Source organism: Microbacterium sp. 3J1 (assembly GCF_001049495.1).
GTDB lineage: Bacteria > Actinomycetota > Actinomycetes > Actinomycetales > Microbacteriaceae > Microbacterium.
In genome coordinates, this window is record NZ_CDWI01000014.1 from 193,892 (window position 1) to 215,821 (window position 21,930).

Below are 21,930 nucleotides of genomic sequence, written 5' to 3' on the forward strand. Positions count from 1 at the left end.
CCGATCAGTGGGTGCGGAAGCGGTCGCGGAGCTTCGAGAACAGCCCCTGCTGGAACTGCGCGAGCTGAGGAGCCGGTGCCTTCGTCTTCTTCGCGAAGTCCTCGATCAGCCTGCGCTGCGCGGAGTCGATCTTGGTCGGCGTCACGACCTGCACACCCACCCGCAGGTCTCCGCGCTGCGTTCCGCGGAGCGGAGTGATTCCTCGGCCCTTGATGGTCAGCACGTCGCCGGACTGGACTCCCGCGCGGATCTCGAGGTCGACGTCTCCGTCGAGCCCCTGGATCGTCGTCTCGGTGCCGAGGATCGCGTCGGGCATCGACACCTCGAGGGTCGCGAGCAGGTCGTCGCCGTCGCGGCTGAACGTCGGGTGCGCCGTGACGGAGACCTCGACGTAGAGGTCGCCGTTCGGTCCACCCGCCTTGCCGACCTCGCCCGAGCCGGGGAGCTGCAGACGGAGACCGGTCTCGACGCCCGCCGGGATGTCGAGGGACACGGTGCGACGTGAGCGCACGCGACCCTGGCCACCGCAGGTGCCGCAGGGGTAGGGAATCGTCGTGCCGTAGCCCTCGCAGGTGCCGCAGGGCTGCGACGTGACGACGTTGCCGAGCAGACTGCGCACCTGCCGCTGGACGTGGCCGGACCCACCGCAGATGTCGCACGTCACGGGAGACGTGCCCTCCTGGCAGCACGAGCCGTTGCAGGTCTCGCACAGCACCGCCGTGTCGACCTCGATGTCCCGGTGCGCTCCGAAGACGACGTCGCCGAGGTCGAGGGTGACCCTGACGAGGGCATCCTGCCCGCGCTCACGTCGCGACCGCGGCCGACCGCCGCGTCCGCCGCCCTGGGCGGCGCCGAAGAACGTCTCGAAGATGTCGCCGAACCCGCCGAACCCGCCGAAGTTGCCGGCCGCGCCGTCTCCGCCGCCCATGTCGTAGCGGCGACGCGAGTCGTCGTCGCTGAGCACGTCGTAGGCGTGGGTCACGAGCTTGAACTGCTCGGCCGCGTCCTCGCCGGGGTTGACGTCCGGGTGCAGCTGACGCGCCAGACGCCGATACGCCTTCTTGATCTCGTCGGTGGAGGCGTCGCGCGAGACGCCGAGTACCTCGTAGTGATCCGCCACAATGGCCCTTCTGCGTGTGTGTTCTTCGCCGTCCGCGTCAGCGGGCGGCTTCGTCCTCGTCGAGCATCCGCGACAGGTAGCGGGCCACGGCCCGCGCCGCTGCGAGGTTGCTCGGATAGTCCATGCGTGTCGGGCCCATCACACCGACACGCGCCGTGCCGCTGGGGGCGGCGTAGTTGCTGGCGACGATCGACGCCTCACCGAGACCGAACGACGCGTTCTCGGTGCCGATGCTCGCGGCGAGGCCGTGCGCATCCGTCTCCATCTCGCTCATCAGCCGCAGCAGGGTCACCTGCTCCTCGATCGCCTCCAAGAGGGGATGGATGCTGCCGCGGAAGTCCTGCTCGCGGCGGGCGAGCGTCGCTGCTCCCGCCATCACCAGCTTCTCCTGCCGGAATTCGCCGAGCTCGTCGATGATGATCGTCGCGAGAGCGCGGAGGACGCTGTCGTGCGCGTGCTCGTCGGCCGCCAGCAGCGACTGCAGGCGCTCCGCGGCATCGCTGACCGCCCGTCCGGTGATCAGGGAGGAGAGCCGCGCACGCAGCACGGCCATGTCTGCCTCGTCCACGACGTCGGGCAACGGCGCCATGCGCTGTGAGACGCCGCCGGCGTCGGTGACCAGCACGATGAGGAGCCGGTTGGGCGCCAGAGCCACGAGTTCGATGTGCGTGAGGTGGGCGCGGGCGAACGACGGGTACTGCGCCAGGGCGACCTGGCCGGTGAGCTGCGTGAGCACCCGGACGGTGCGCACCATGAGGTCGTCGAGATCGGCGGGGTCGGTGAGGAAGGACTCGATGGCCGTGCGCTGAGCGACCGACAGCGGCCGCAGCTGCGCGAGGTGATCGACGAAGACCCGGTAGCCCTTGTCGGTGGGGACACGGCCCGACGACGTGTGCGGCGCGGTGATCAGCTCCTCGTCCTCGAGGAGCGCCATGTCGTTGCGGATCGTCGCCGCGGACACGCCGAAGGAGTGGCGGTCGACGATCGACCGGCTGCCGACCGGCTCGTGCGTCTCGACGTAGTCCTGCACGATCGCGCGGAGGACCTGGAGGCCTCGTTCGCTGACCATCGCATCACCCCTCATCTGGCACTCACCTGCTGTGAGTGCCAATTCTACCCGCCTGTCGAGCGGCTGCGCTGATCGGGCGCCGTCAGTCCGTGAGCTCCCGCACGACCGCATCCGCGAGCAGCCGACCCCGGAGGGTGAGCTGCACGTGTCCGCGCATCGCCGCAGCGGGCTCGACGAGCCCGTCGGCGATCAGCCCTGCGACGCGCGGCCGCTTGTCCTGGGCGAGATCGTCGACCGCTATGCCCTCGCGGATGCGGCTCAGGAGCAGGATCCGCTCCAGCGTCCGCGAATCCTCGTCGGGCCGCTCGGTCCCCGCCGCCGGGGATTCGGACGCTGCGAGGCGCTGTGCGTACGCGGCCGGGTGCTTGACGTTCCACCACCGCAGTCCCGCGACATGGCTGTGCGCCCCGGGGCCGAAGCCCCACCAGTCACTCCCCCGCCAGTAGGCGAGGTTGTGTCGGGAGCGCTGCTCGGCGGTCCGCGACCAGTTGCTGACCTCGTACCACTCGAAGCCCGCCGCTGCGAGCCGAGCATCCGCCAGTTCGTACATGTCGGCCTGGAGGTCGTCGTCGGGCGTCGGCACCTCACCGCGGCGGATCTGCCTGGCGAGCTTCGTGCCGTCCTCGATGATCAGCGCATACGCCGAGATGTGGTCGGACTCGAGCTCGAGGGCCGCGTCGAGCGAGGCCTCCCAATCCGCCAGGGATTCACCGGGAGCGCCGTAGATGAGGTCGACGCTGACCGCGAGGCCTGCGTCCTTCGCCGCAGCGACGGCCGTGCGCACGTTCTCGGGACGGTGGGTGCGATCGAGCGCGGCGAGCACCTGCGGCACCGCCGACTGCATCCCGATCGAGAGTCGGGTCACCCCCGCATCCGCGAGTGTGCGGGCCACCTCGGGGGTCACGGTGTCGGGGTTCGCCTCGACGGTGACCTCTGCCCCGTCCGCGAGCCCGAACGCCGCGGTGGCGGCGCCGAGCATGCGGGCGAGATCACCGGGGGGCAGCAGCGTCGGCGTGCCGCCGCCGAAGAAGACGGTGTCCATCGGGCGCAGGGCGTCGGCCTCGCCGAGCACCCGGCGGGCCAGGGCGATCTCGGTGATCAGCGTCGATGCGTAGTCCTCCTGCTTCGCGCCGCGGAGCTCGCTCGACGTGTAGGTGTTGAAGTCGCAGTACCCGCAGCGCACGCTGCAGAACGGGACGTGCAGGTACGCGGAGAAGGGGACGTCGCGATCGATCGGGAGGTCGGCGGGCAGACGCCCGTCGGTCGGAGCCGGGTCGCCGAGGGGAAGCGGACCGGCCATCAGAGTTCTGAGACCATCAGACGGGGGTCGCGTACAGCGGTGAGATGGCACGGAGGTACCGGGCGAAGAGCTCGCGACGGCGACGCTTCACCAGCGCAGGGACCATCCGGTACAGCAGGGAGTTCGGGGCGTCGAAGGCGCGCACGGTGAACCACACCTCGTCGTTGTCCTCGCGCCACTCGATGTCGAACGACTCCTCGCCGCGCACGACGGACCCGCTGACCGTGCCGAGCACGAACCCGATGCGACGCTTCTCCTCGGTGACCGAGATCACCCGCAGCTCGGCGTCCGCGCGCATGCCGGCGACGCGTCCGTGCAGGCGCAGGGTCATCCCCGGACCTACGAACGGCGTGCCCTCCGCGTCGAAACGCTGCTCGACGTCGTTCTTGCTCGGGGCGATCGGGTTCCCCTCGGCATCGAAGCTGACACCTGCGTACGCGGGCCCGGGCGCGGGCCGGACGTCTTCGACCGCGAGGCCGGAAGCACGCTGCGCGGTCCACGTCAGCAGTGCCTCACCGGCGCTCTCGAAGCGCTCCGCACCGCTGCCGATCCGCCACGAGTTCTCGGCCGGGATGCTGCGCTCCGGCGGATACTGCATGAGATCGGGCGCGTGAGTGGCACCCACGGCCGCATAGTCCACCGTGTCGTCTCGGAAAGTCCCGCGCCGCATGAGTTCCAGCCTACTTGCCGAACGCTGGACGGTCACTCCACGCGCCGATGCCCCCGCTCGGGATTCGGGTCGAGATGCGCCTCAGCTGGCGCGCGCGACCTCGGAGAGGACGAGCCGTCTGTATCGGGCATGCGTCGAGCGCTGCATGAGTCGCAGCGCGGGCGCGAGCATCCGCCAGACAGGAGAGGACGGCCGCGAGATCGACCTGGCGGTGAAGACGCCGCCTTCCAGTACGAAGGATTCTTCTCCGTAGATCGGATGCCCTGGCCTCGTCTCGTATCCGAATCCGCACCCATCGGCCCAGACCACCCGGATCGGTTCCCGGAAGGTCAGGCCGAGCACCCGCTTCGAGAGGGTCCCCTCCTGCCCGGCGAACGGAGGAGCATCAGGGGTTCCGAACCCGACGCGGCGTTTGAACTCCCACGATCGGATCAGGTCGGCGACGGCATCCTGCGCGCGGGCCGGCACAGGAACCGTCCGCTCGTCGACCCTCATCCCGTCGGGAACCATCACGAGGGGATGCCGCGTCGCCCCGCGCTCGTACCGCGGCAGCGCCACGCTACTTCTTGTCCTTGCCCTCGACGTCACCGGAGAGCGCGGCGATGAACGCCTCCTGAGGGACCTCGACGCGGCCGACCATCTTCATGCGCTTCTTGCCCTCCTTCTGCTTCTCGAGGAGCTTGCGCTTGCGGGTGATGTCACCGCCGTAGCACTTGGCGAGCACGTCCTTGCGGATGGCGCGGATGGTCTCTCGAGCGATGATCCGAGCGCCGATCGCCGCCTGGATCGGCACCTCGAACTGCTGGCGCGGGATGAGCTTGCGCAGGCGCTCAGCCATCATCGTGCCGTACGCGTAGGCCTTGTCACGGTGCACGATCGAGCTGAACGCGTCGACCTTCTCGCCCTGCAGCAGGATGTCGACCTTGACCAGGTCCGCCTCCTGCTGACCGGAGGGCTCGTAGTCGAGCGACGCGTAGCCCTGCGTCTTCGACTTCAGCTGATCGAAGAAGTCGAAGACGATCTCGCCGAGCGGCATGTTGTAGCGGAGCTCCACGCGCTCCTCGGAGAAGTACTCCATTCCGAGCAGCGTTCCTCGACGCGACTGGCAGAGCTCCATCACCGTCCCGACGTAGTCCTTCGGCAGCAGGATCGCCGTCTTCACCATCGGCTCGGAGACCGATCCGATGCGGCCGTCCGGGTACTCGCTCGGATTGGTGACCGTCACCGTCTCGCCGGTGTCACTGGTCAGGACCTCGTAGATCACGCTGGGCGCGGTCGTGATGAGGTCGAGTCCGAACTCGCGCTCGAGGCGCTCGGTGATGATCTCGAGGTGGAGCAGTCCGAGGAAGCCGCAGCGGAACCCGAAGCCGAGCGCGACGGACGTCTCGGGCTCGTACTGGAGAGAGGCGTCGGAGAGCTTGAGCTTGTCGAGCGCCTCGCGGAGCTCGGCGTAGTCGCTGCCGTCGATCGGGTAGATGCCCGAGAAGACCATGGGCTTCGGGTCGGTGTACCCGGGAAGCGGCTCGGTCGACGGCTTGCGCGCCGTGGTGATCGTGTCGCCGACCTTCGACAGGCGCACGTCCTTCACACCCGTGATCAGGTAGCCCACCTCACCGACGCCGAGCCCCTTGGACGGCACGGGTTCGGGACTCGACACTCCGACCTCGAGCGCCTCGTGGGTCGCGCCGGTCGACATCATCTGGATGCGCTCGCGCGGCGAGAGGCTGCCGTCGACCATACGGACGTAGGTGACGACACCGCGGTAGGCGTCGTACACGGAGTCGAAGATCATGGCGCGGGCCGGCGCGTCGGCATCGCCGACGGGGGCGGGGATCTGCTGGACGAGCCGGTCGAGGAGCTCTTCCACTCCGACACCGGTCTTGCCGGAGACGCGCAGGACGTCCTCCGGCTTCCCGCCGATGAGGGAGGCCAGCTCCTTGGCGTACTTGTCGGGATCGGCTGCCGGAAGGTCGATCTTGTTCAGCACCGGGATGATGTGCAGATCGTTCTCCAGGGCGAGGTAGAGGTTCGCCAGAGTCTGGGCCTCGATGCCCTGCGCCGCGTCGACGAGCAGGATCGCGCCCTCGCAGGCGGCGAGAGAGCGCGACACCTCGTAGGTGAAGTCGACGTGACCCGGCGTGTCGATCATGTTGAGGGCGAAGGTCTGGCCGTCGAGCTCCCACGGCATCCGCACCGCCTGGCTCTTGATGGTGATGCCGCGCTCGCGCTCGATGTCCATGCGGTCCAGGTACTGGGCGCGCATGTCGCGATCCGACACCACGCCCGTGATCTGGAGCATGCGGTCGGCGAGCGTCGACTTGCCGTGGTCGATGTGGGCGATGATGCAGAAGTTGCGGATCTGCACCGAAGGCGTCGCGGCAGGCTGAAGCGGAGTGAGGGCGCGTGGTGACATGTCCCGTCGATTCTACGGTGAGGTGCGCCTCATGCCCGATTCGATCGATCCGATGATATTCTGCCCAGGTTGCCCGGGAGCCATCCGTGACACCGGATCCCGTGAGCGATAAGACTCCGTCACAGACCAGGTGCAGGTGTCGTGTCGCGCAGATCGGCTGATGGTGATTGACTGTCTTCCCGGCTCAGCGTTGCGTCGGCACCTTCCGCGCGCGTCTGTAGAAGAGAAAGAATCATCACCTTGATCAAGTATCTCGTGCGCCGAGCGGCCGGCTGGCTTCTCATGATCGTGGTCGCGACGAACATCACGTACTTCCTCGCGTGGGGCTTCCTCGATCCGCGCAGCAACTACGTCGGCCGTCGCCCCCCGCTCACCGAAGAGCAGATCGTGAACACGCTGGCGCCGCGCAACCTCAGCGACACCGTCCCGCTCATCGAGCGATGGTGGACGTGGCTCACCGGCATCGTCCTGCGGTGGGACTGGGGTGTCAGCCCGACCGGCGGATCGGTGAACGAGCAGGTCGCCTACCGCATGTGGGTCAGCGCGGAGCTCGTCCTCGGCGCCACGATCCTCACGACCGTGCTCGGCATCGCGCTCGGCGTGTACACGGCCTCCCGCCAGTACAAGCTGGCGGACCGCATCGGCCAGGCGACGAGCATCATCACGATGAACATCCCGATCGTCGTCGCCGCCTTCGGCATCGTGCTCCTCGCGATCGCGCTGAACGACGCCACCGGCGTCCGCATCTTCTACGTGACCGGCAATGCCAGCAGAGGTGTCGAGGGCTTCTTCCCCGTCCTCATAGACGTGCTCCAGCATCTGACCTTGCCCACGATCTCGCTCGTGCTGGTCGGCTACGCCGGCATCCACTTCCTTCAGCGGTCGCTCCTGCTCGACAACATCGGCGCGGACTACGTGCGAACGGCCCGCGCCAAGGGCCTGACCAAGCAGCAGGCCATCCGCAAGCACGCGCTGCGCACGTCCCTGATCCCGGTCGCCACCCAGGTGGCCTTCACCATCCCCGCCGTGTTCACCGGTGCAGTGCTCACCGAGACGATCTTCGCCTGGAACGGCATGGGCAAGTACTTCATCGACGCGATCACCAAGAACGACATCCACGGCACAGTGGCGATCGCGGCCTTCGGCGCAGTCCTCACCGCGATCGGCGCGATCCTCGCCGATGTCGCCGTCGTCGTTCTGGATCCTCGAGTGAGAGTGAGCTGAGATGACCTCAGAAATGATCGACCCCACCGTCGAGGCGCCCTCCGTCCCGCCGGGCCCCGAGACGACTCGCGTGGCCACCCGCCGGCTGTCCAAGTGGACGCTCTACTCCCGCCGTTTCGCCCGCAACAAGGGCGCGCTCGTCGGACTGGCGATCTTCGTGCTGCTCGTGCTGTTCGCGATCTTCGGCCCGCTGATCGCCCGTTACGATCACGTCGAGCTCGACTTCCTCGCTCTGAGCACGGGACCGACGTCCGAGCACTGGTTCGGCACGAACAACGCCGGGAACGACCTGTTCGCGCAGGTCGCGGTCGGACTCCAGCGATCGCTCATGATCGCCGTGTCGGTGTCCGTCGGCGTGACGATCGTGTCCGCCCTGGTGGGCACGGCCGCCGCGTACTTCGGCGGCTGGACCGAACGCATCACTCTCCTCGTCATCCACTTCATGATGGTGATCCCCAGCTTCCTGATCCTCGCGATGATCTCGAACAAGTCGGGCGGAGACTGGCGGGTCATCGCGCTCATCATGATCTTCGTCATCGGCTGGTACTTCCCCGCCCGTGTCATCTGGACGCTGGCCCTGTCGCTCCGTGAGCGGGAGTATGTGAGCGCCGCGCGCTACATGGGGGTCAAGGGGATGCGGATCGTCCTGCGCCACCTGCTGCCGAACATCGGCTCGCTGCTGGTCATCAACTTCACCCTCGGCGTCGTGAACGCCGTCGTGGCGGAGACCGGACTGTCCTTCCTCGGATTCGGCGTGAAGATCCCCGACGTCTCCCTCGGCGCGCTCATCGGCGCCGGGTCGAGCTCGCTCGTCACGTCACCGTGGCTGTTCTACTTCCCCGCTGCGGCGCTCACGCTTCTCACGGTCTCGATGGCGCTGATCGCCGACGGACTCCGTGACGCCCTCGACCCCACCTCAGCGGCTGGAGGCCGTGCATGAGCAACGTACTCTCAGTCCGAGATCTCACCGTCAGCTTCGCGTCCGAGGCAGGGCGCGTCGACGCCGTGCGCGGCGTCTCCTTCGATCTCGAGGCCGGCAAGACCCTCGGCATCGTCGGGGAATCCGGTTCCGGCAAGTCGGTCACCTCGCTCGCGATCATGGGCCTGCTCGACGAGAACGCCAAGGTGACGGGCTCCATCGTCTACGAGGGCCAGGAACTCCTCGGCATGAGCGACAAGCAGCTCTCGGTGATCCGGGGCAACGGCATGTCGATGGTCTTCCAGGACCCGCTGACGTCGCTGACCCCCGTCTTCACGGTCGGCGACCAGCTCATCGAGGCGCTCACCGTGCACCGCAACCTGAGCAAGAAGGACGCGTGGAACCGCTCCGTCGAGCTCCTGAAGCTCGTGGGCATCACCGAGCCGGAACGGCGGATGAAGTCCTTCCCCCACGAGTTCTCCGGCGGTATGCGCCAGCGCGTGGTGATCGCGATCGCGATGGCGAACAACCCGAAGCTCATCATCTGCGACGAGCCCACGACCGCACTGGACGTGACGATCCAGGCGCAGATCCTCGATCTGATCGAGAAGGCCCAGCAGGAGACCGGCGCCGCGGTGATCATGATCACCCATGACATGGGCGTCGTCGCGCGAACCGCCGACGATGTCATGGTCATGTACGCGGGCAAGCCCGTCGAGCAGGCTCCGGCGCACGAGCTGTTCCACAAGACGCGGATGCCGTACTCGATCGGGCTCCTCGGAGCGATCCCCCGTGTCGACAAGGCCGAGAAGGTGCCGCTCACCCCGATCAAGGGCAACCCTCCCCTGCTCATCAACCTGCCGGATGCCTGCCCGTTCGCCGACCGCTGCCCGATCGCCCTTGAGGCGTGCCGGACGCGGGAACCCGACCTGCTTCCCGTCGCCACCGGCAGCGGCGATGCGCACAAGGCGGCGTGCATCCGCGCCGACGAGATCGAGGACGGAGGGCTGCTCGGCGGCCTCCCCGTCTACCCCATCCGCGACATCCCCGAGAGCCCGCTGGCGACGGTCCCCCGCGAGGAACGGCCGGTCACCCTCGAGGTCAAGAACCTCACGAAGACCTTCCCCCTGCTCAAGGGCGCCTTCCTCAAGCGCAAGGTCGGCGAGGTGCATGCGATCAAGGGCATCAGCTTCGACGTCCGCGAGGGCGAGACGATGGCCATCGTCGGAGAGTCGGGAAGCGGCAAGACCACGACCCTGCTGCAGATCATGGACATGGTGAAGCAGACCGACGGCGACATCGTCATCGCCGGGACCAGCGTCAACGACATCCACAGCCACAAGGTGGAGCGTCGCCTCCGCCGCGACATCCAGATCGTGTTCCAGGACCCCATGGGGGCGCTCGACCCGCGCATGACGGTGGCGGACATCATCTCCGAACCGCTCTTCGCGATCGGCACCCCCAAGGACGAGGCCTACAGCCGCGTCGACGAGCTGATGGATCTCGTGGGACTCAACCCCGCGCACAGCGACCGCTTCCCGCAGGCGTTCTCGGGCGGACAGCGTCAGCGCATCGGCATCGCCCGGGCGCTGTCGACGAACCCGAAGATCGTGGTCCTCGACGAGCCCGTGTCCGCCCTCGACGTCTCGATCCAGGCCGGCGTGATCAACCTGCTCGACGAGCTGAAGGCCAAGCTCGGTCTGTCCTACCTGTTCGTCGCGCACGACCTCTCGGTCGTCCGTCACATCGCCGATCGCGTCGCCGTGATGTACCTCGGAGACTTCGTCGAGCACGGTGATGTCGACGAGGTGTTCGAGAACCCCCAGCACCCGTACACCCAGGCGCTGCTGTCCGCGATCCCCGTGCCCGACCCGGACATCGAGCGCACGAGGACCCGTGTCGTGTTCGATCCGGAGACCATGTCCACCCGTCCCGTTCTCGCCTGATCGCGTCGCCGGACCCGGGGCCTCCGGTCGCGGGTCACTGTCCGATAACGGTTAGGAAGTATTCACTGCGCGCTCGTGTGCTGGCCCTCGAGGCCGAACTAGTCTTCCCCTTATGAAAACGCCGAAAGGCGAAAGGAGCACCATGAAGAACAAGAAGTTGTTGGGGGCGATCGCGATCAGCGGCGTCCTCGCACTCGCCCTCGCGGGGTGCGCGAGCGGTTCCGGGAACAACGGCGGCGGGGAAAGCGGCGGCGAGACCGTCGAGACCAAGGCCGCCGACTACAACCCGCAGCCCCGTGAGAACCTTCAGGAGGGCGGCGAGGTCAATTTCGAGATCAACGAGGTTCCGGAGCAGCTGAACGCGTTCAACAGCGACGCCAGCGCCGACACCGCTCGACTCTGGTACTACTACATGCCGCAGCTTCTCCTTGTCTCGCCGGAGGGCGAGGTCACGAAGAACGACGCCTACCTCGACGAGTACGAGATCGGCGAAGAGGGCGGCAACACGACCCTCACGTTCACCTTCACCGAGGAGTCGCACTTCAACGACGGCACGCCGATGGACTGGACCGCCATCGACGCCACGTGGAAGGCCAACCGCTCGTACGACGAGGGCTTCAACCCCAACGCGACCGACGGATACAAGCAGATCACCTCGGTCGAGCAGGGCGACACCGCCAAGACGGCCGTCGTCACGTTCGACGGGATCTACGCCTGGCCGTCCATGGCCTTCCTCACCGGTGGCGTCCTGAACCCGAAGCACGCCGATGTCGAGACCTTCAACAACGCCTACATCGGCAACCTCAACGCCGAGTGGGGCGCGGGCCCGTACACGGTCGACGAGTTCGACGCGAACGCCGGCTTCGTCTCCTTCAAGCCGAACCCCGAGTGGTGGGGCAACGCTCCGCTCCTCGACAAGGTAACCTTCACCGCTCTCGAGGACGACGCTGCCATCAACGCGTTCAAGAACGGCGAGATCGACCAGGTCGAGGCCGGCAGCCAGGAGCGCCTGAAGCAGGTCGAGGACGTCGACGGCGCAGTCGTCCGTCGTGCTCAGCAGACCGCGAAGACCGTCCTGATGGTCGACGCCGACAAGCCGCAGTTCGCCGAGCTCGACGCCCGCAAGGCGTTCTTCATGGGCATCAACATCGATCAGCAGAAGCAGATCGCGTGGAACGGCCTCGGATACGAGGAGGAAGCCGCGGGCTCGCTGAACATGTACTCCTTCCAGGACGGCTGGAAGGATGCATTCGCCGAGGCCGGACTCGAGTACGACGTCGACGGCGCCAAGAAGCTGCTCGACGACGCAGGCTGGGTCGAGGGCGAAGACGGCATCCGCGAGAAGGACGGGACCAAGTTCACGGTCGTCTACCCGATCTTCAGCAACAGCCCCGTTCAGGAGGCTCTCGCGAAGTCGCTGCAGGCTCAGCAGAAGGAGATCGGCATCGACGTGCAGATCGAGGTCCGCGCGTCGGCCGACTTCTCGGACGACTTCACGACGAAGAACTGGGATGTCTTCGGGCTCCGCTTCACGGACTCCGACCCGTTCGGACCCGCGTGGATGTGCCAGATCTACTGCTCCGACAGCGGTCTGAACCTCTCCGGCACCGGCACCCCCGAGATCGACACGCAGATCGCGGACGAGGTCGAGACGCAGAAGGACGCCGCCAGCTGGACCAAGGCTGCGATGGACCTCGAGCCGAAGATCATCGAGGAGACCTGGGGCGTCATCCCGCTCTACAACGGTCCTTCGATCTACGTCACGCAGGAGGGTCTCGCGAACCTCACCCCTGAGCCGTACGTCGGTCTGGACCTCTTCGGAGTGACTCCGGTCGAGGACCTCGGCTGGGAGAAGTAAGCACAGGACACCTGTGTCGAGGCGGGGTCGGTGGTTCATCCACCGGCCCCGCTTCTCTATGCTGAACGCGTGACCGTCCAGATCGTCCTCGTGCACGGCATCCGCACGTCTGCCACCATGTGGCGGTCGCAGCTGGCCTTCCTCGACGCACACGGCATCCCCGCCACGGCCGTCGATCTGCCGGGCCACGGTACGCGCATGGCGGAGGACTTCACCCTGCACGAGGCGCTGCACACGATCGACACCGCTGTGCGGACCGCAGCCGAGAAGGGTCCGGTGCTCCTCGTGGGGCACTCGATGGGCGGACTCCTCTGTCTGGCCTACGTGGGAGGTGCGCAGAAGCCGCCCGTCGATGCCCTGGTCGCCGCCTCGTGCACCGCCCTCCCCCAGGGGGCCGGTCTCACGGCGTACCGCGTGATCGCCCGCGCCGTCGACCGCCTGCCCGACCGAGGGATGTGGCTGACGAAGAGAATGCTCGCGGCGACCATCCCGGTCGAGACGCGGTCGGACTTCTCCGCCGGCGGCTACGCGCTCGACACCCAGGATGCCGCGCTGCAGGCGCTGTCCGCACTCGACCTCGCCACGGCCGTCGCGCGCATCAGGATCCCGCTCTGGTTCGTCAACGGTCAGTACGACCAGCTGCGCCTGAGCGAGAACCTGTTCCGGCGCCTCGCTCCGCACGCCGAGCTCATCGTCGTCCCGCGCACGACGCATCTGGTCACCGCGATGCGGCCCGAGGTGTTCAATGCGGTGCTGCGGCTGGCGATCGCCACCGTCGACGCATCGGACGACCTGTCCGTTCGGGCTGACGCGCCAGAGCGGTGAGCACCCCTCCGGCGAGCGAGAACACGGCAGCGGCGATGAAGACGAGCCAGAAGCCGCCGACGGCGGCGACCAGCCCCGCTCCGAGGACGGGGCCGACGAGCTGGCCGAGGGCGGCCGTCACCGTGACGACGCCGAGGTCGCGAGCGTGGTGCCGCTCGTCCGGCAGCAGATCGGCGGCGAACGCCAGGCCGACGGTGGAGAACGCCCCATATCCCAGGCCCATCAGGGCGGCAGCGATCAGGGTCGCCTCGAATGTCGGAACGACGGCGATCACGACCCCTGACGCCGCCTGCACCAGCGTCGCGAGCACCGTGAGCATGCGGCGGTCCCCGGTGCGATCCGAGAGGATGCCGGTGAACACCGACGCGATGACGACGAAGACGGTGTAGACGACGACGAGGAGGAGCAGGTTGTCCTGCGCCTCGACAGCGCCCTGGCCCAGGCCGTGGAGCAGGAAGAAGAGGAAGAGCGACGTGCCGAGGGCGTTGCCGATGTTCGTGACGAGGCGGCCAGACAGCATCCAGGCGAAGTCGCGATCACGGAGAGCCGAGAGCATCCGCGGCCGTGTGTGCGCTACTGGGCGCGTGGCCGCGACCGGCGCATCGGGCAGGAGCAGCGCGCTCAGCGTGCCGACCACGGCCATGAGCACCGCGAGGACGATGTACCCGTCGCGGATGCCCAGGCCGAAGAGAACCACCACCCCGACGCCGAGCACCACGCCGACAGCCTGACTCGAGCCGACCGCGGCGGATGCCGCGCCCCGCTGCCTCGCCGCGAGCTGATCGGCGATCATGGCGCTGAACGCGGCAGAGGAGACCGCGACGCCGACCGTCACGCCCACCCATGCCGACCCCACAGCCCACGGACCGTCGGCGAATCCGGTGAGGACGAGGCACAGCGCCGTGAACCAGGTGCCGCCCAGCGCCCAGGGACGCCGTCGCCGCCGGCCGGCACCGGCCCGATCGGACAGAGCCCCGGCGACCGGGCCCGCGACCACGCCCGCGAGGCCGCCGACACCGAGGACGAGACCGGACGACACGACGCCGCTTATCCAGTCGGCCTCCGACGTGTCGAGCTGGAGCGGCAGCAGCAGCTGGACCGGGGTGAGCTGCACGGTCCAGATCGCGAGCCACGCGAGAGTGAACAGGGTCATCCAGCGCGCGCCCACACGGGGTGCGGCGGCGGGCGGTGGTTCCGTGGGCATTGCGCTCCTCGACGTCGATGTCCGAGACGTGCATCGGCCGGCAGCGGCCGCCCGGGTCACAGCCGATTGTGCACCCGAAACACCCCCGACCGCGAGCGGTCGGCGTCGAGGGAGACGCGGTGTCGGCATCCGAGACGCACGCACAGGCGCCGTTTAGGGTGAAGGGCCCCACTGCTGGTAGTGTTGTCTCTTGGCTTGCGTGTGGGTTCTTCCCTCACGACCGCCGTGTGGAAGCCCTCTTCTTCTGCCGGCATTCCGAATATCTCCTGTACAGAAAGCGTCCACACGTGGCAAACATCAAGTCGCAGATCAAGCGCAACAAGACCAACGACAAGGCACACGAGCGCAACAAGGCCGTGAAGAGCGAGCTGAAGACGCACGTCCGCGCCGCCCGCGCCGCCGTCGCCTCGGGTGACAAGGCTGCAGCCGAGACCGCCCTGAAGACCGCGTCCCGCAAGCTCGACAAGGCCGTCAGCAAGGGTGTCATCCACCAGAACCAGGCCGCGAACCGCAAGTCGGCCATCGCGAAGCAGGTCGCCGCTCTCTGAGCCGCGTCCCACCTCGTGTGAAGAGCCCGTCCCGTTCTCGGGGCGGGCTCTTTCGCGCGCCCTGAGCCGATGAGGCCCGCCGAGGTCCAGGCCCGCCGAGGTCCAGGGCGCGCGGACGCGCCACGGGTCACTCAGGCGGGGCGGAGCCGCTATTCGCCGAACGGCTGCCGTGTCGCGATGACCGTGAGCATGCGCTCGAGGGCGAAGACCGGGTCGCGCGACGCGCCCTTGACCTCTGCGTCCGCCCTGGCTGTCGCCTGGATCGCCATACCGAGAGAGCGCTCGTTCCACCCGGCGAGGTCGCGCCGAGCGCGGTCGACCTGCCAGTCCTTCATGCCGAGGCGCTGCGCGAGCTGACGGCTCGGCTCGCGGGTGCCGGCGACGCGTGCCATCGTGCGGAGCTTCATGGCGAAGGCCGCGACCATGGGGACGGGGTCGGCTCCCGAGGCGAGGGCATGACGAAGTGCGATCAGCGCCTCCCCGTAGCGACCGGCGATGGCGGTGTCGGCGACGACGAATGCCGACACCTCCACCCGGCCCCCGTAGTACTTGGTGACAGTGTCTTCGGTGATGTCACCCTCGACGTCGCCGATCAGCTGCTGACACGCTGCGGCGAGCTCGGTGAGGTCGTCGGCGAAAGCTGACACCAGGGCCCGCAGCGCGGGTGGTGCGATGCGCTTCTTCGCCGCCTTGAACTCCCCTGCGGCGAAGTCGACCCGGTCGCTGTCTCGCTTGATCGCAGGGCACGGGATCTCGATGCCGTCGCCGGTGCCGGCGCGGAGCGCATCGAGCAGCTTCTTGCCGCGGACGCTCGCTCCGCTGTGACGGAGGATGACCGTGGCACCCTCCTGCGGATGCTCGAGGTAGGACACCGCCTCCTGGAGGAAGGCGTCGGAGCACTTCTCCACACCGGACACGCGCACGAGCCTCGGCTCACCGAACAACGACGGAGACGTGAGCGACAGCAGCGTGCCCGGCGAATAGTCATCGGCTCGGACATCGCTGACCTCGAGCGCCGGATCCTCGGCGCGCAGATAGTCGCGCACCCCGGCGATCGAGCGCTCGGCGCAGACCTCTTCGGGGCCGAAGACGAGGACCACGGGTGCGGGCCGCGGCTCGCGCCATGACACCTGAGGGATCTTGGCCGCTGAGGCTCCACCACGGGAGGGGGTACGCGAAGCTGCCATTCCTCCAGCCTACTCGGGGCGACCGACGCTCCCCCGGCGAGGCCTCGTCCTGCCCGGTCACTCATCCGTCCAGACCTCGAGTTCGCCGTCGCGGACGCCGAGGAGGATGCGGCCCTGCTGATCGGTTCTCAACACGTGGGCGTCGACGCCCTGCAGGATCGCGAGGATCTCGTCCCGCGGATGGCCGTAGTCGTTGTCCACGCCCGCACTGATGAGAGCCACTGTCGGTCGGAGAGTCTCGTACAGCCCCGCGTCCTGATCGGCGCTGCCGTGGTGCGCGACCTTGACCACGGCATACGCCCCGCTGAGGCGGGCGGCACGCGCGAGCGCGCGCTGCGCCTCGGCGGAGAGGTCGCCGAGATACAAGGATCGCGGCACGCCTCCCCCTGCCACTTCGATCACGATGCTCGCGTCATTGCCGTCGGGGAACGCCGGCGAGGAGCGCGGCGGCCACAGCACGCGCCACGACGCCGTCCCCAGCTCGCCCTCCAGCCCCGCTGCGGCGTCGACGAGCTCCGCGCCACCCTGCTCGAGCGCGTTCAGGACGCGCTCGTCCTCGACGCTCACGGCACGGCCGTGGAGCACACGGTCGACCCGGCCGGTCACGGCCGCCGCCCCTCCGACGTGATCCAGGTCGAAGTGCGTCAGGACGAGCACGTCGATCCGGTCGATCCCGAGGCTTCGAAGGCAGTCGTCGAGAGGACCCGGCTCCGGCCCCGTGTCGATGAGCGCGACCTCGCCGTCGGACTTCAGGAGGATCGCATCCCCCTGCCCGATGTCGCAGGCCGCGATCGACCACGCGCTCGGACTCGTCGCGGCCGCCAGCGGCCCGTTCAGCACGATCTGCGCACCGCCCAGAGCGAGAGCGACCGCGAGCACCGACGTCGCCACTGCACGCACGGCACGGAGGGTTCGAGGGCCGTCGGTTCGGGGGCCGTGGGTTCGGGGGCCGTCGACGAGCACGACGCCGACGGACGCGCTCACGAGCGCCACGAGCATTGCGCTTCCAACACCCGGTGTCAGGGCGATCTGAGCGAACGGGAGGTCGGCGCTCACCGACGCCGTCGTCGCGATCCAGGAGGCGGGCAGCCAGGCGGAGGCAGCGAGGAGGTCGGCGAGCGGGGGCACGGGGGCCGCGAGACAGCCGAGCAGGCCGATGATGGTGACGATCGGAGCGGCCGGCGCAGCGAGGAGGTTCGCCGCGAGACCGATGAGAGACTGCTGCTCCGCGAACAGCGCGATGATCGGGCCGCAGACCAGCTGCGCGGCCGTGGGTACGGCGATCGCCAATGCGAGTGTCTTCGGCATCCACCGCTCGAGTCCACGGGCGAGCGACGGCGCGAGGAGGATCAGCGCCCCGGATGCGGCGACGGACAGGGCGAAGCCCGGAGTCGACGCCAGCCACGGGTCCGCGATGAGGATGCCGGTCGCACTCAGCGCGAGCATACCCGCGCCCGCGCTCGGGCGCCCGAGCAGGATCGACAGCATCGCGACCCCGGCCATCACCGCCGCCCTGATGACGCTGGGCTCGGGCGTCACGAGCAGGACGAACGCGGCCAATGCCGTCGCCGCGGCGATCACCCGAACCTCTCGCCCGCCCCCGCACAGAGCCGTGAGCCAGAAGGCGGCTCCGACGACGATCGCGCAGTTGGCGCCGCTGACCGCCGTCAGATGGCTGAGTCCGCTGGTGCGCATGTCGTCGTCCAGATCCTCTCCGACCGCGCGCGTGTCGCCGACCGCGAGACCGGGAAGCAGACCCGCCCCTGGCTCCGGCAGCCGGAGCGACCGTTCGACGAAGGCTCTGCGCGTCTCCGCCGCGAGCGCGAACACCTCGGACGCCGGACGCTCGATCACCGCTTCGCCGACGAACACCACGAGTGCTGTGCGCTCCCCCGCATCCGTCGCCTCGGCTTCGCCCACCACGACCACGCGTGCGCCGAGGTCGAAGCCGTCTTGGGGATCGACGCCGATCCGTACGGGCGCCGACACGGGCACCGCGGCGGCAGGCGCGCCCGGCGGTCCGATGCGCATGATCTGCGCCTCGATCCAGAGCCGTCCGTCCTGGCCGGTGGACGCGGATGACGTGATCTCGGCGGTGAGCTCGACGACGCGGCCGTCATGGGACGCCACGATGTCGCGCGCTGGCCAGGCGAGTGCGATGGAGAACGATACAGCGGCGCCGGCAGCGAGGACGACGAGGAACAGACCGAGCCGGGTGGCACGGCGGTCGGCGCGCCGCAGCAGCATCCCCGACACGGCGACCGCGCCGAGCCCGCAGCCGGCCGCGCACCAGCCAGCCGCTCCGGGGATGTGGACGCAGAGGAGGGCGACCGTCCACGCTCCGCCGGCCACCGGGAGCAGCCGCAGATCGCGTCTCATACCCGCACCGCGTCTCGGATGCCCTCCAGCAGCTTCTCGCCGATCCCCGGCACCGCGAGCAGGTCGTCCACGGACTGGAACCGACCGTTCTCCTCGCGCCACGCGATGATGCGCTCAGCGAGAGCCGAACCGATCCGCGGCAGGGTCTCCAGCGCGGCCTGGTCGGCGGCGTTGAGATCCACCAGACCGTCGGCGGGTGCTCCGCCGGCGGAGGCGACCGGCGACGCTCCGATCGTCGGGACGAGGATCTGTTCACCGTCGGTCAGCGCTCGCGCGAGATTGATCGCCGCGAGGTCGGCCGAATCGGTGGTGCCGCCGGCCGCGGCGACCGCATCGACCAGGCGCGAGTCGAGATCGAGGATGTAGAGGCCCGGGCGCTCGACCTCGCCGAGCACGTGGACGTAGATCTCCCCCGACGACGAACCGGCATCGTCGGCGTCGGCGGGCAGCGACACGGACTCCGACGGCGCCGCCTGCCCGCGAAGAAGACCCAGACCGACCGCGCCCGAGAGCACGACGAGCGCGAGCACGATCGCCGCGCCGACGGTCAACCGCAATCGTCGCGGACGCAGAGACGGCGCTGACGATTCGTGCATCCCGCCACGCTAGATCCACGCAGCCGGTGTCGACGCCGCGATCACCGCCACCCGTGAGGAACCTTCAGCGGTCTGCCGATGTGGAGGGCGCGTCAGCCCTTCACGACGATGCTGACGATCTTCGGGGCACGGACCACGACCTTCACGATCTCCCGGTCGCCGATCGAGCGGATGACCCGCTCGTCGGCCCTGGCCAGGGCCTCCAGCTCCGCCTCGCCGATCCGAGCGGGGACCTCGAGCTGTGCGCGCACCTTGCCGCCGACCTGCACGACAGCGGTCACCGAGTCCTCGACGAGGAGCGCGGCATCAGCCGAGCGCCAGGTGACGAGTCCCACCGACGGCTCGTGTCCGAGGATCTCCCACATCTCCTCCGCCGTGTGCGGAGCGATGAGGTCGAGCATCACGGCGATCGTCTCCGCGGCCTCGCGCACCGCCGGATCGGCAGCGCCGGCAGCACCGTCGATCGTCTTGCGGGTGACGTTCACGAGCTCCATCAGACGGGCGACGAGCACGTTGAACTTGGTCTGCTCGACCAGCCCGGGGGCATCGGCGAGCAGTTTGTGCGTCGCACGACGCAGAGCCGCATCGCCGCCGGCGAACACCACGTCGACCGGGGTCGAGACCTCGTTCGCGATGCGCAGCGCGCGGGCGAGGAACTTCTGCGCTCCCGTCGTCGACACGTCCGCCCAGTCCTTGTCGTCCTCGACCGGTCCGGCGAAGGCAAGACCCACACGCAGAGCGTCGGCGCCGTACGCGTCGAGCTCCTCTTCGAAGAGCACGAGGTTGCCCTTGCTCTTCGACATCTTCGCGCCGTCGAGCAGCACCATGCCCTGATTGATCAGGTTGGAGAACGGCTCGGTGAAGTCGATCAGCCCCATGTCGAACAGGACCTTGGTGATGAAGCGCGCATACAGCAGGTGCAGGATCGCGTGCTCGACACCGCCGATGTACGAGTCCACCGGGGCCCAGCGCGATGCCTGGGTCGGATCGAAGGCCACTGTGTCGCTGTTCGGCGACAGGAAGCGCAGGAAGTACCACGAGCTGTCGACGAACGTGTCCATGGTGTCGGGGTCGCGCAGCACGGGGTCGCCGCTCGCCGCATCGACGGTGCGGACCCACTTCTCCGCCGCACCGAGCGGGGACGAGCCCTTGGGCTTGAGGTCGAGCCCCTCGACGTCGGGCAGCGTCACGGGGAGCTGCTCCTCAGGCACGGGGACGATGCTGCCGTCCTCTGCGTGCAGCATGGGGATCGGCGTGCCCCAGAACCGCTGACGTGAGATCAGCCAGTCGCGCAGCCGGTAGTTCTTCGCGGCCCGACCGGTGCCCGACGCCTCGAGCTGCTCGATGGCGCGCGCGATCGCGTTGCGCTTCGACAGGCCGTTGAGGGCACCCGAGTTGATCATCCGCCCCTCGCCCGTCAGCGCGACGCCCGTGGAGGCGGGGTTCTGCTCGTCGAGCACGGCACCGGTGTCGATCGGCACGCCCTCGTCGTCCACCTCGATGACCGGCATCGCGCCGGTGATCGGCGCCGTCGTGTCGACGACGACCTTGACGGGCAGGTCGAAGGCTCGCGCGAAGTCGAGGTCGCGCTGGTCGTGAGCAGGAACCGCCATGACCGCTCCGTGGCCGTAGTCGGCCAGCACGTAGTCCGCGGCCCAGACAGGCAGCTTCTCGCCGTTGACGGGGTTGATCGCGTAACGCTCGAGGAACACCCCCGTCTTCGGGCGGTCGGTGGCCTGACGGTCGACATCCGTGGTCTTCTGCACGTCGGCGAGGTAGGCCTGGAAGCGCTCGCGCACCTCGGCCGGAGCGTCGCCTGCGAGCTCCGCAGCGAGATCGGAGTCGGGGGCCACGACGAAGAAGGTCGCGCCGTGCAGCGTGTCGGGGCGGGTCGAGAAGACCGTGACAGGCTCATCGCGTCCCTCGATGCGGAAGTCGACGTCGGCGCCGATCGAACGGCCGATCCAGTTGCGCTGCATCTGCAGCACCTTGTGCGGCCAGAAGCCCTCGAGCTGGTTCAGATCGTCGAGCAGCCGGTCGGCGTAGTCCGTGATCTTGAAGTACCACTGCGTCAGCTTCTTCTTGATGACCTCCGCGCCGCACCGGTCGCAGCGCCCGTCGACGACCTGCTCGTTCGCGAGGACCGTCTGATCGTTCGGGCACCAGTTGACGGCGCTCTTCTTGCGGTATGCCAGACCACGCTCGTGCAGCTTCAGGAAGAGCCACTGATTCCAGCGGTAGTACTCGGGATCGGAGGTGTGCAGCACACGCGCCCAGTCGAAGGAGACCCCGTAGTTCTGGAACGCCTGCTTCTGCTGCGCGATGTTCTGGTAGGTCCACTCACGAGGATCCGCACCCTGGCGGATCGCGGCGTTCTCCGCGGGCAGGCCGAAGGAGTCCCACCCGATCGGGTTCAGCACGTTGTGGCCGCGGTGACGCCAGAATCGGGCCACGATGTCGGAGTAGAGGTAGTTCTCCGCGTGCCCCATGTGCAGGTCGCCGGAGGGATACGGGAACATCGCCAGCACGTAGCGGCGGGGCCGCGTGTCGTCGTCGCCGCCGGTGAGGAACGTCTCGTTCTCCGCCCAGTACTTCTGCCACTTGGCCTGGATCGCATGCGCCGACGAGGTCTCCTCGTCGACGGGAGAGGTGGACAGGTTCTCAGACAACGA

The 21,930-nt window shown here is 68.4% G+C and carries 17 protein-coding genes; 6 read left to right on the forward strand and 11 right to left on the reverse strand.

The window, feature by feature from the left end:
* Nucleotides 1-4 precede the first annotated feature (4 nt).
* The 6 genes from dnaJ to lepA all read right to left on the reverse strand — a co-directional run bounded on the left by dnaJ (nucleotide 5) and on the right by lepA (nucleotide 6,572).
* Complete coding sequence (dnaJ, locus tag BN2660_RS15345) at nucleotides 5-1,120, reverse strand: molecular chaperone DnaJ (RefSeq protein WP_091234274.1); 1,116 nt, start codon at nucleotides 1,118-1,120, stop codon at nucleotides 5-7.
* 37 nt (nucleotides 1,121-1,157) lie between these two features.
* Nucleotides 1,158-2,189, reverse strand: coding sequence for a heat-inducible transcriptional repressor HrcA (gene hrcA, locus BN2660_RS15350; RefSeq protein WP_091234278.1), 1,032 nt, complete (start codon nucleotides 2,187-2,189; stop codon nucleotides 1,158-1,160).
* A gap of 82 nt (nucleotides 2,190-2,271) precedes the next feature.
* On the reverse strand, nucleotides 2,272-3,489 hold the full coding sequence (gene hemW, locus BN2660_RS15355; RefSeq protein WP_091234280.1) for a radical SAM family heme chaperone HemW: 1,218 nt from the start codon (nucleotides 3,487-3,489) through the stop codon (nucleotides 2,272-2,274).
* Nucleotides 3,490-3,505: 16 nt separating this feature from the next.
* Complete coding sequence (locus tag BN2660_RS15360) at nucleotides 3,506-4,159, reverse strand: DUF1990 domain-containing protein (protein WP_091234284.1); 654 nt, start codon at nucleotides 4,157-4,159, stop codon at nucleotides 3,506-3,508.
* An 81-nt stretch (nucleotides 4,160-4,240) separates the two neighbouring features.
* Nucleotides 4,241-4,717, reverse strand: coding sequence for a DUF1990 family protein (locus BN2660_RS15365; protein WP_091234288.1), 477 nt, complete (start codon nucleotides 4,715-4,717; stop codon nucleotides 4,241-4,243).
* 1 nt (nucleotide 4,718) lies between these two features.
* Nucleotides 4,719-6,572, reverse strand: a complete 1,854-nt coding sequence (gene lepA, locus BN2660_RS15370) for a translation elongation factor 4 (protein ID WP_091234291.1) — start codon at nucleotides 6,570-6,572, stop codon at nucleotides 4,719-4,721.
* 240 nt (nucleotides 6,573-6,812) lie between these two features.
* Between lepA and BN2660_RS15375 the strand changes: the two genes are divergently transcribed.
* The 5 genes from BN2660_RS15375 to BN2660_RS15395 all read left to right on the forward strand — a co-directional run bounded on the left by BN2660_RS15375 (nucleotide 6,813) and on the right by BN2660_RS15395 (nucleotide 13,344).
* On the forward strand, nucleotides 6,813-7,796 hold the full coding sequence (locus BN2660_RS15375; RefSeq protein ID WP_091234295.1) for an ABC transporter permease: 984 nt from the start codon (nucleotides 6,813-6,815) through the stop codon (nucleotides 7,794-7,796).
* Nucleotide 7,797: 1 nt separating this feature from the next.
* Nucleotides 7,798-8,736 carry an ABC transporter permease gene (locus tag BN2660_RS15380; protein ID WP_255305212.1) on the forward strand — a complete coding sequence of 313 codons (939 nt, stop codon included), beginning with the start codon at nucleotides 7,798-7,800 and terminating at the stop codon, nucleotides 8,734-8,736.
* The gene (locus BN2660_RS15385; RefSeq protein ID WP_091234301.1) at nucleotides 8,733-10,661 is read left to right on the forward strand and encodes an ABC transporter ATP-binding protein; all 1,929 of its coding nucleotides are present in this window, start codon (nucleotides 8,733-8,735) and stop codon (nucleotides 10,659-10,661) included. The genes BN2660_RS15380 and BN2660_RS15385 overlap by 4 nt, the downstream gene beginning before the upstream one ends.
* 142 nt (nucleotides 10,662-10,803) lie before the next feature.
* Nucleotides 10,804-12,519: an ABC transporter family substrate-binding protein gene (locus BN2660_RS15390; RefSeq protein WP_091234304.1), complete on the forward strand. Its 1,716-nt coding sequence runs from the start codon at nucleotides 10,804-10,806 to the stop codon at nucleotides 12,517-12,519.
* Nucleotides 12,520-12,588: 69 nt separating this feature from the next.
* A complete protein-coding gene (locus BN2660_RS15395) occupies nucleotides 12,589-13,344 on the forward strand; it encodes an alpha/beta fold hydrolase (protein ID WP_091234308.1) in 756 nt (251 codons plus the stop codon).
* Here BN2660_RS15395 and BN2660_RS15400 read toward each other — a convergent pair.
* Nucleotides 13,262-14,548: an MFS transporter gene (locus BN2660_RS15400; protein ID WP_255305213.1), complete on the reverse strand. Its 1,287-nt coding sequence runs from the start codon at nucleotides 14,546-14,548 to the stop codon at nucleotides 13,262-13,264. The two genes, BN2660_RS15395 and BN2660_RS15400, sit on opposite strands and share 83 nt — an antisense overlap.
* Nucleotides 14,549-14,835: 287 nt before the next feature.
* On the opposite strand from BN2660_RS15400, the gene rpsT reads away from it, so the two are divergent.
* A complete protein-coding gene (gene rpsT, locus BN2660_RS15405; RefSeq protein ID WP_091234311.1) occupies nucleotides 14,836-15,096 on the forward strand; it encodes a 30S ribosomal protein S20 in 261 nt (86 codons plus the stop codon).
* Between the two features lie 149 nt (nucleotides 15,097-15,245).
* On the opposite strand, the gene holA is transcribed toward rpsT, so the two are convergent.
* From holA to leuS, 4 genes are all read right to left on the reverse strand, one after another.
* Nucleotides 15,246-16,283, reverse strand: coding sequence for a DNA polymerase III subunit delta (holA, locus tag BN2660_RS15410; RefSeq protein ID WP_091234315.1), 1,038 nt, complete (start codon nucleotides 16,281-16,283; stop codon nucleotides 15,246-15,248).
* Between the two features lie 57 nt (nucleotides 16,284-16,340).
* A complete protein-coding gene (locus BN2660_RS15415; RefSeq protein ID WP_091234318.1) occupies nucleotides 16,341-18,662 on the reverse strand; it encodes a ComEC/Rec2 family competence protein in 2,322 nt (773 codons plus the stop codon).
* Nucleotides 18,659-19,258: a ComEA family DNA-binding protein gene (locus tag BN2660_RS15420; protein ID WP_091234322.1), complete on the reverse strand. Its 600-nt coding sequence runs from the start codon at nucleotides 19,256-19,258 to the stop codon at nucleotides 18,659-18,661. The genes BN2660_RS15415 and BN2660_RS15420 overlap by 4 nt, the downstream gene beginning before the upstream one ends.
* 92 nt (nucleotides 19,259-19,350) lie before the next feature.
* Nucleotides 19,351-21,927 carry a leucine--tRNA ligase gene (gene leuS / locus BN2660_RS15425; RefSeq protein WP_091234879.1) on the reverse strand — a complete coding sequence of 859 codons (2,577 nt, stop codon included), beginning with the start codon at nucleotides 21,925-21,927 and terminating at the stop codon, nucleotides 19,351-19,353.
* Between the last annotated feature and the right edge of the window lie 3 nt (nucleotides 21,928-21,930).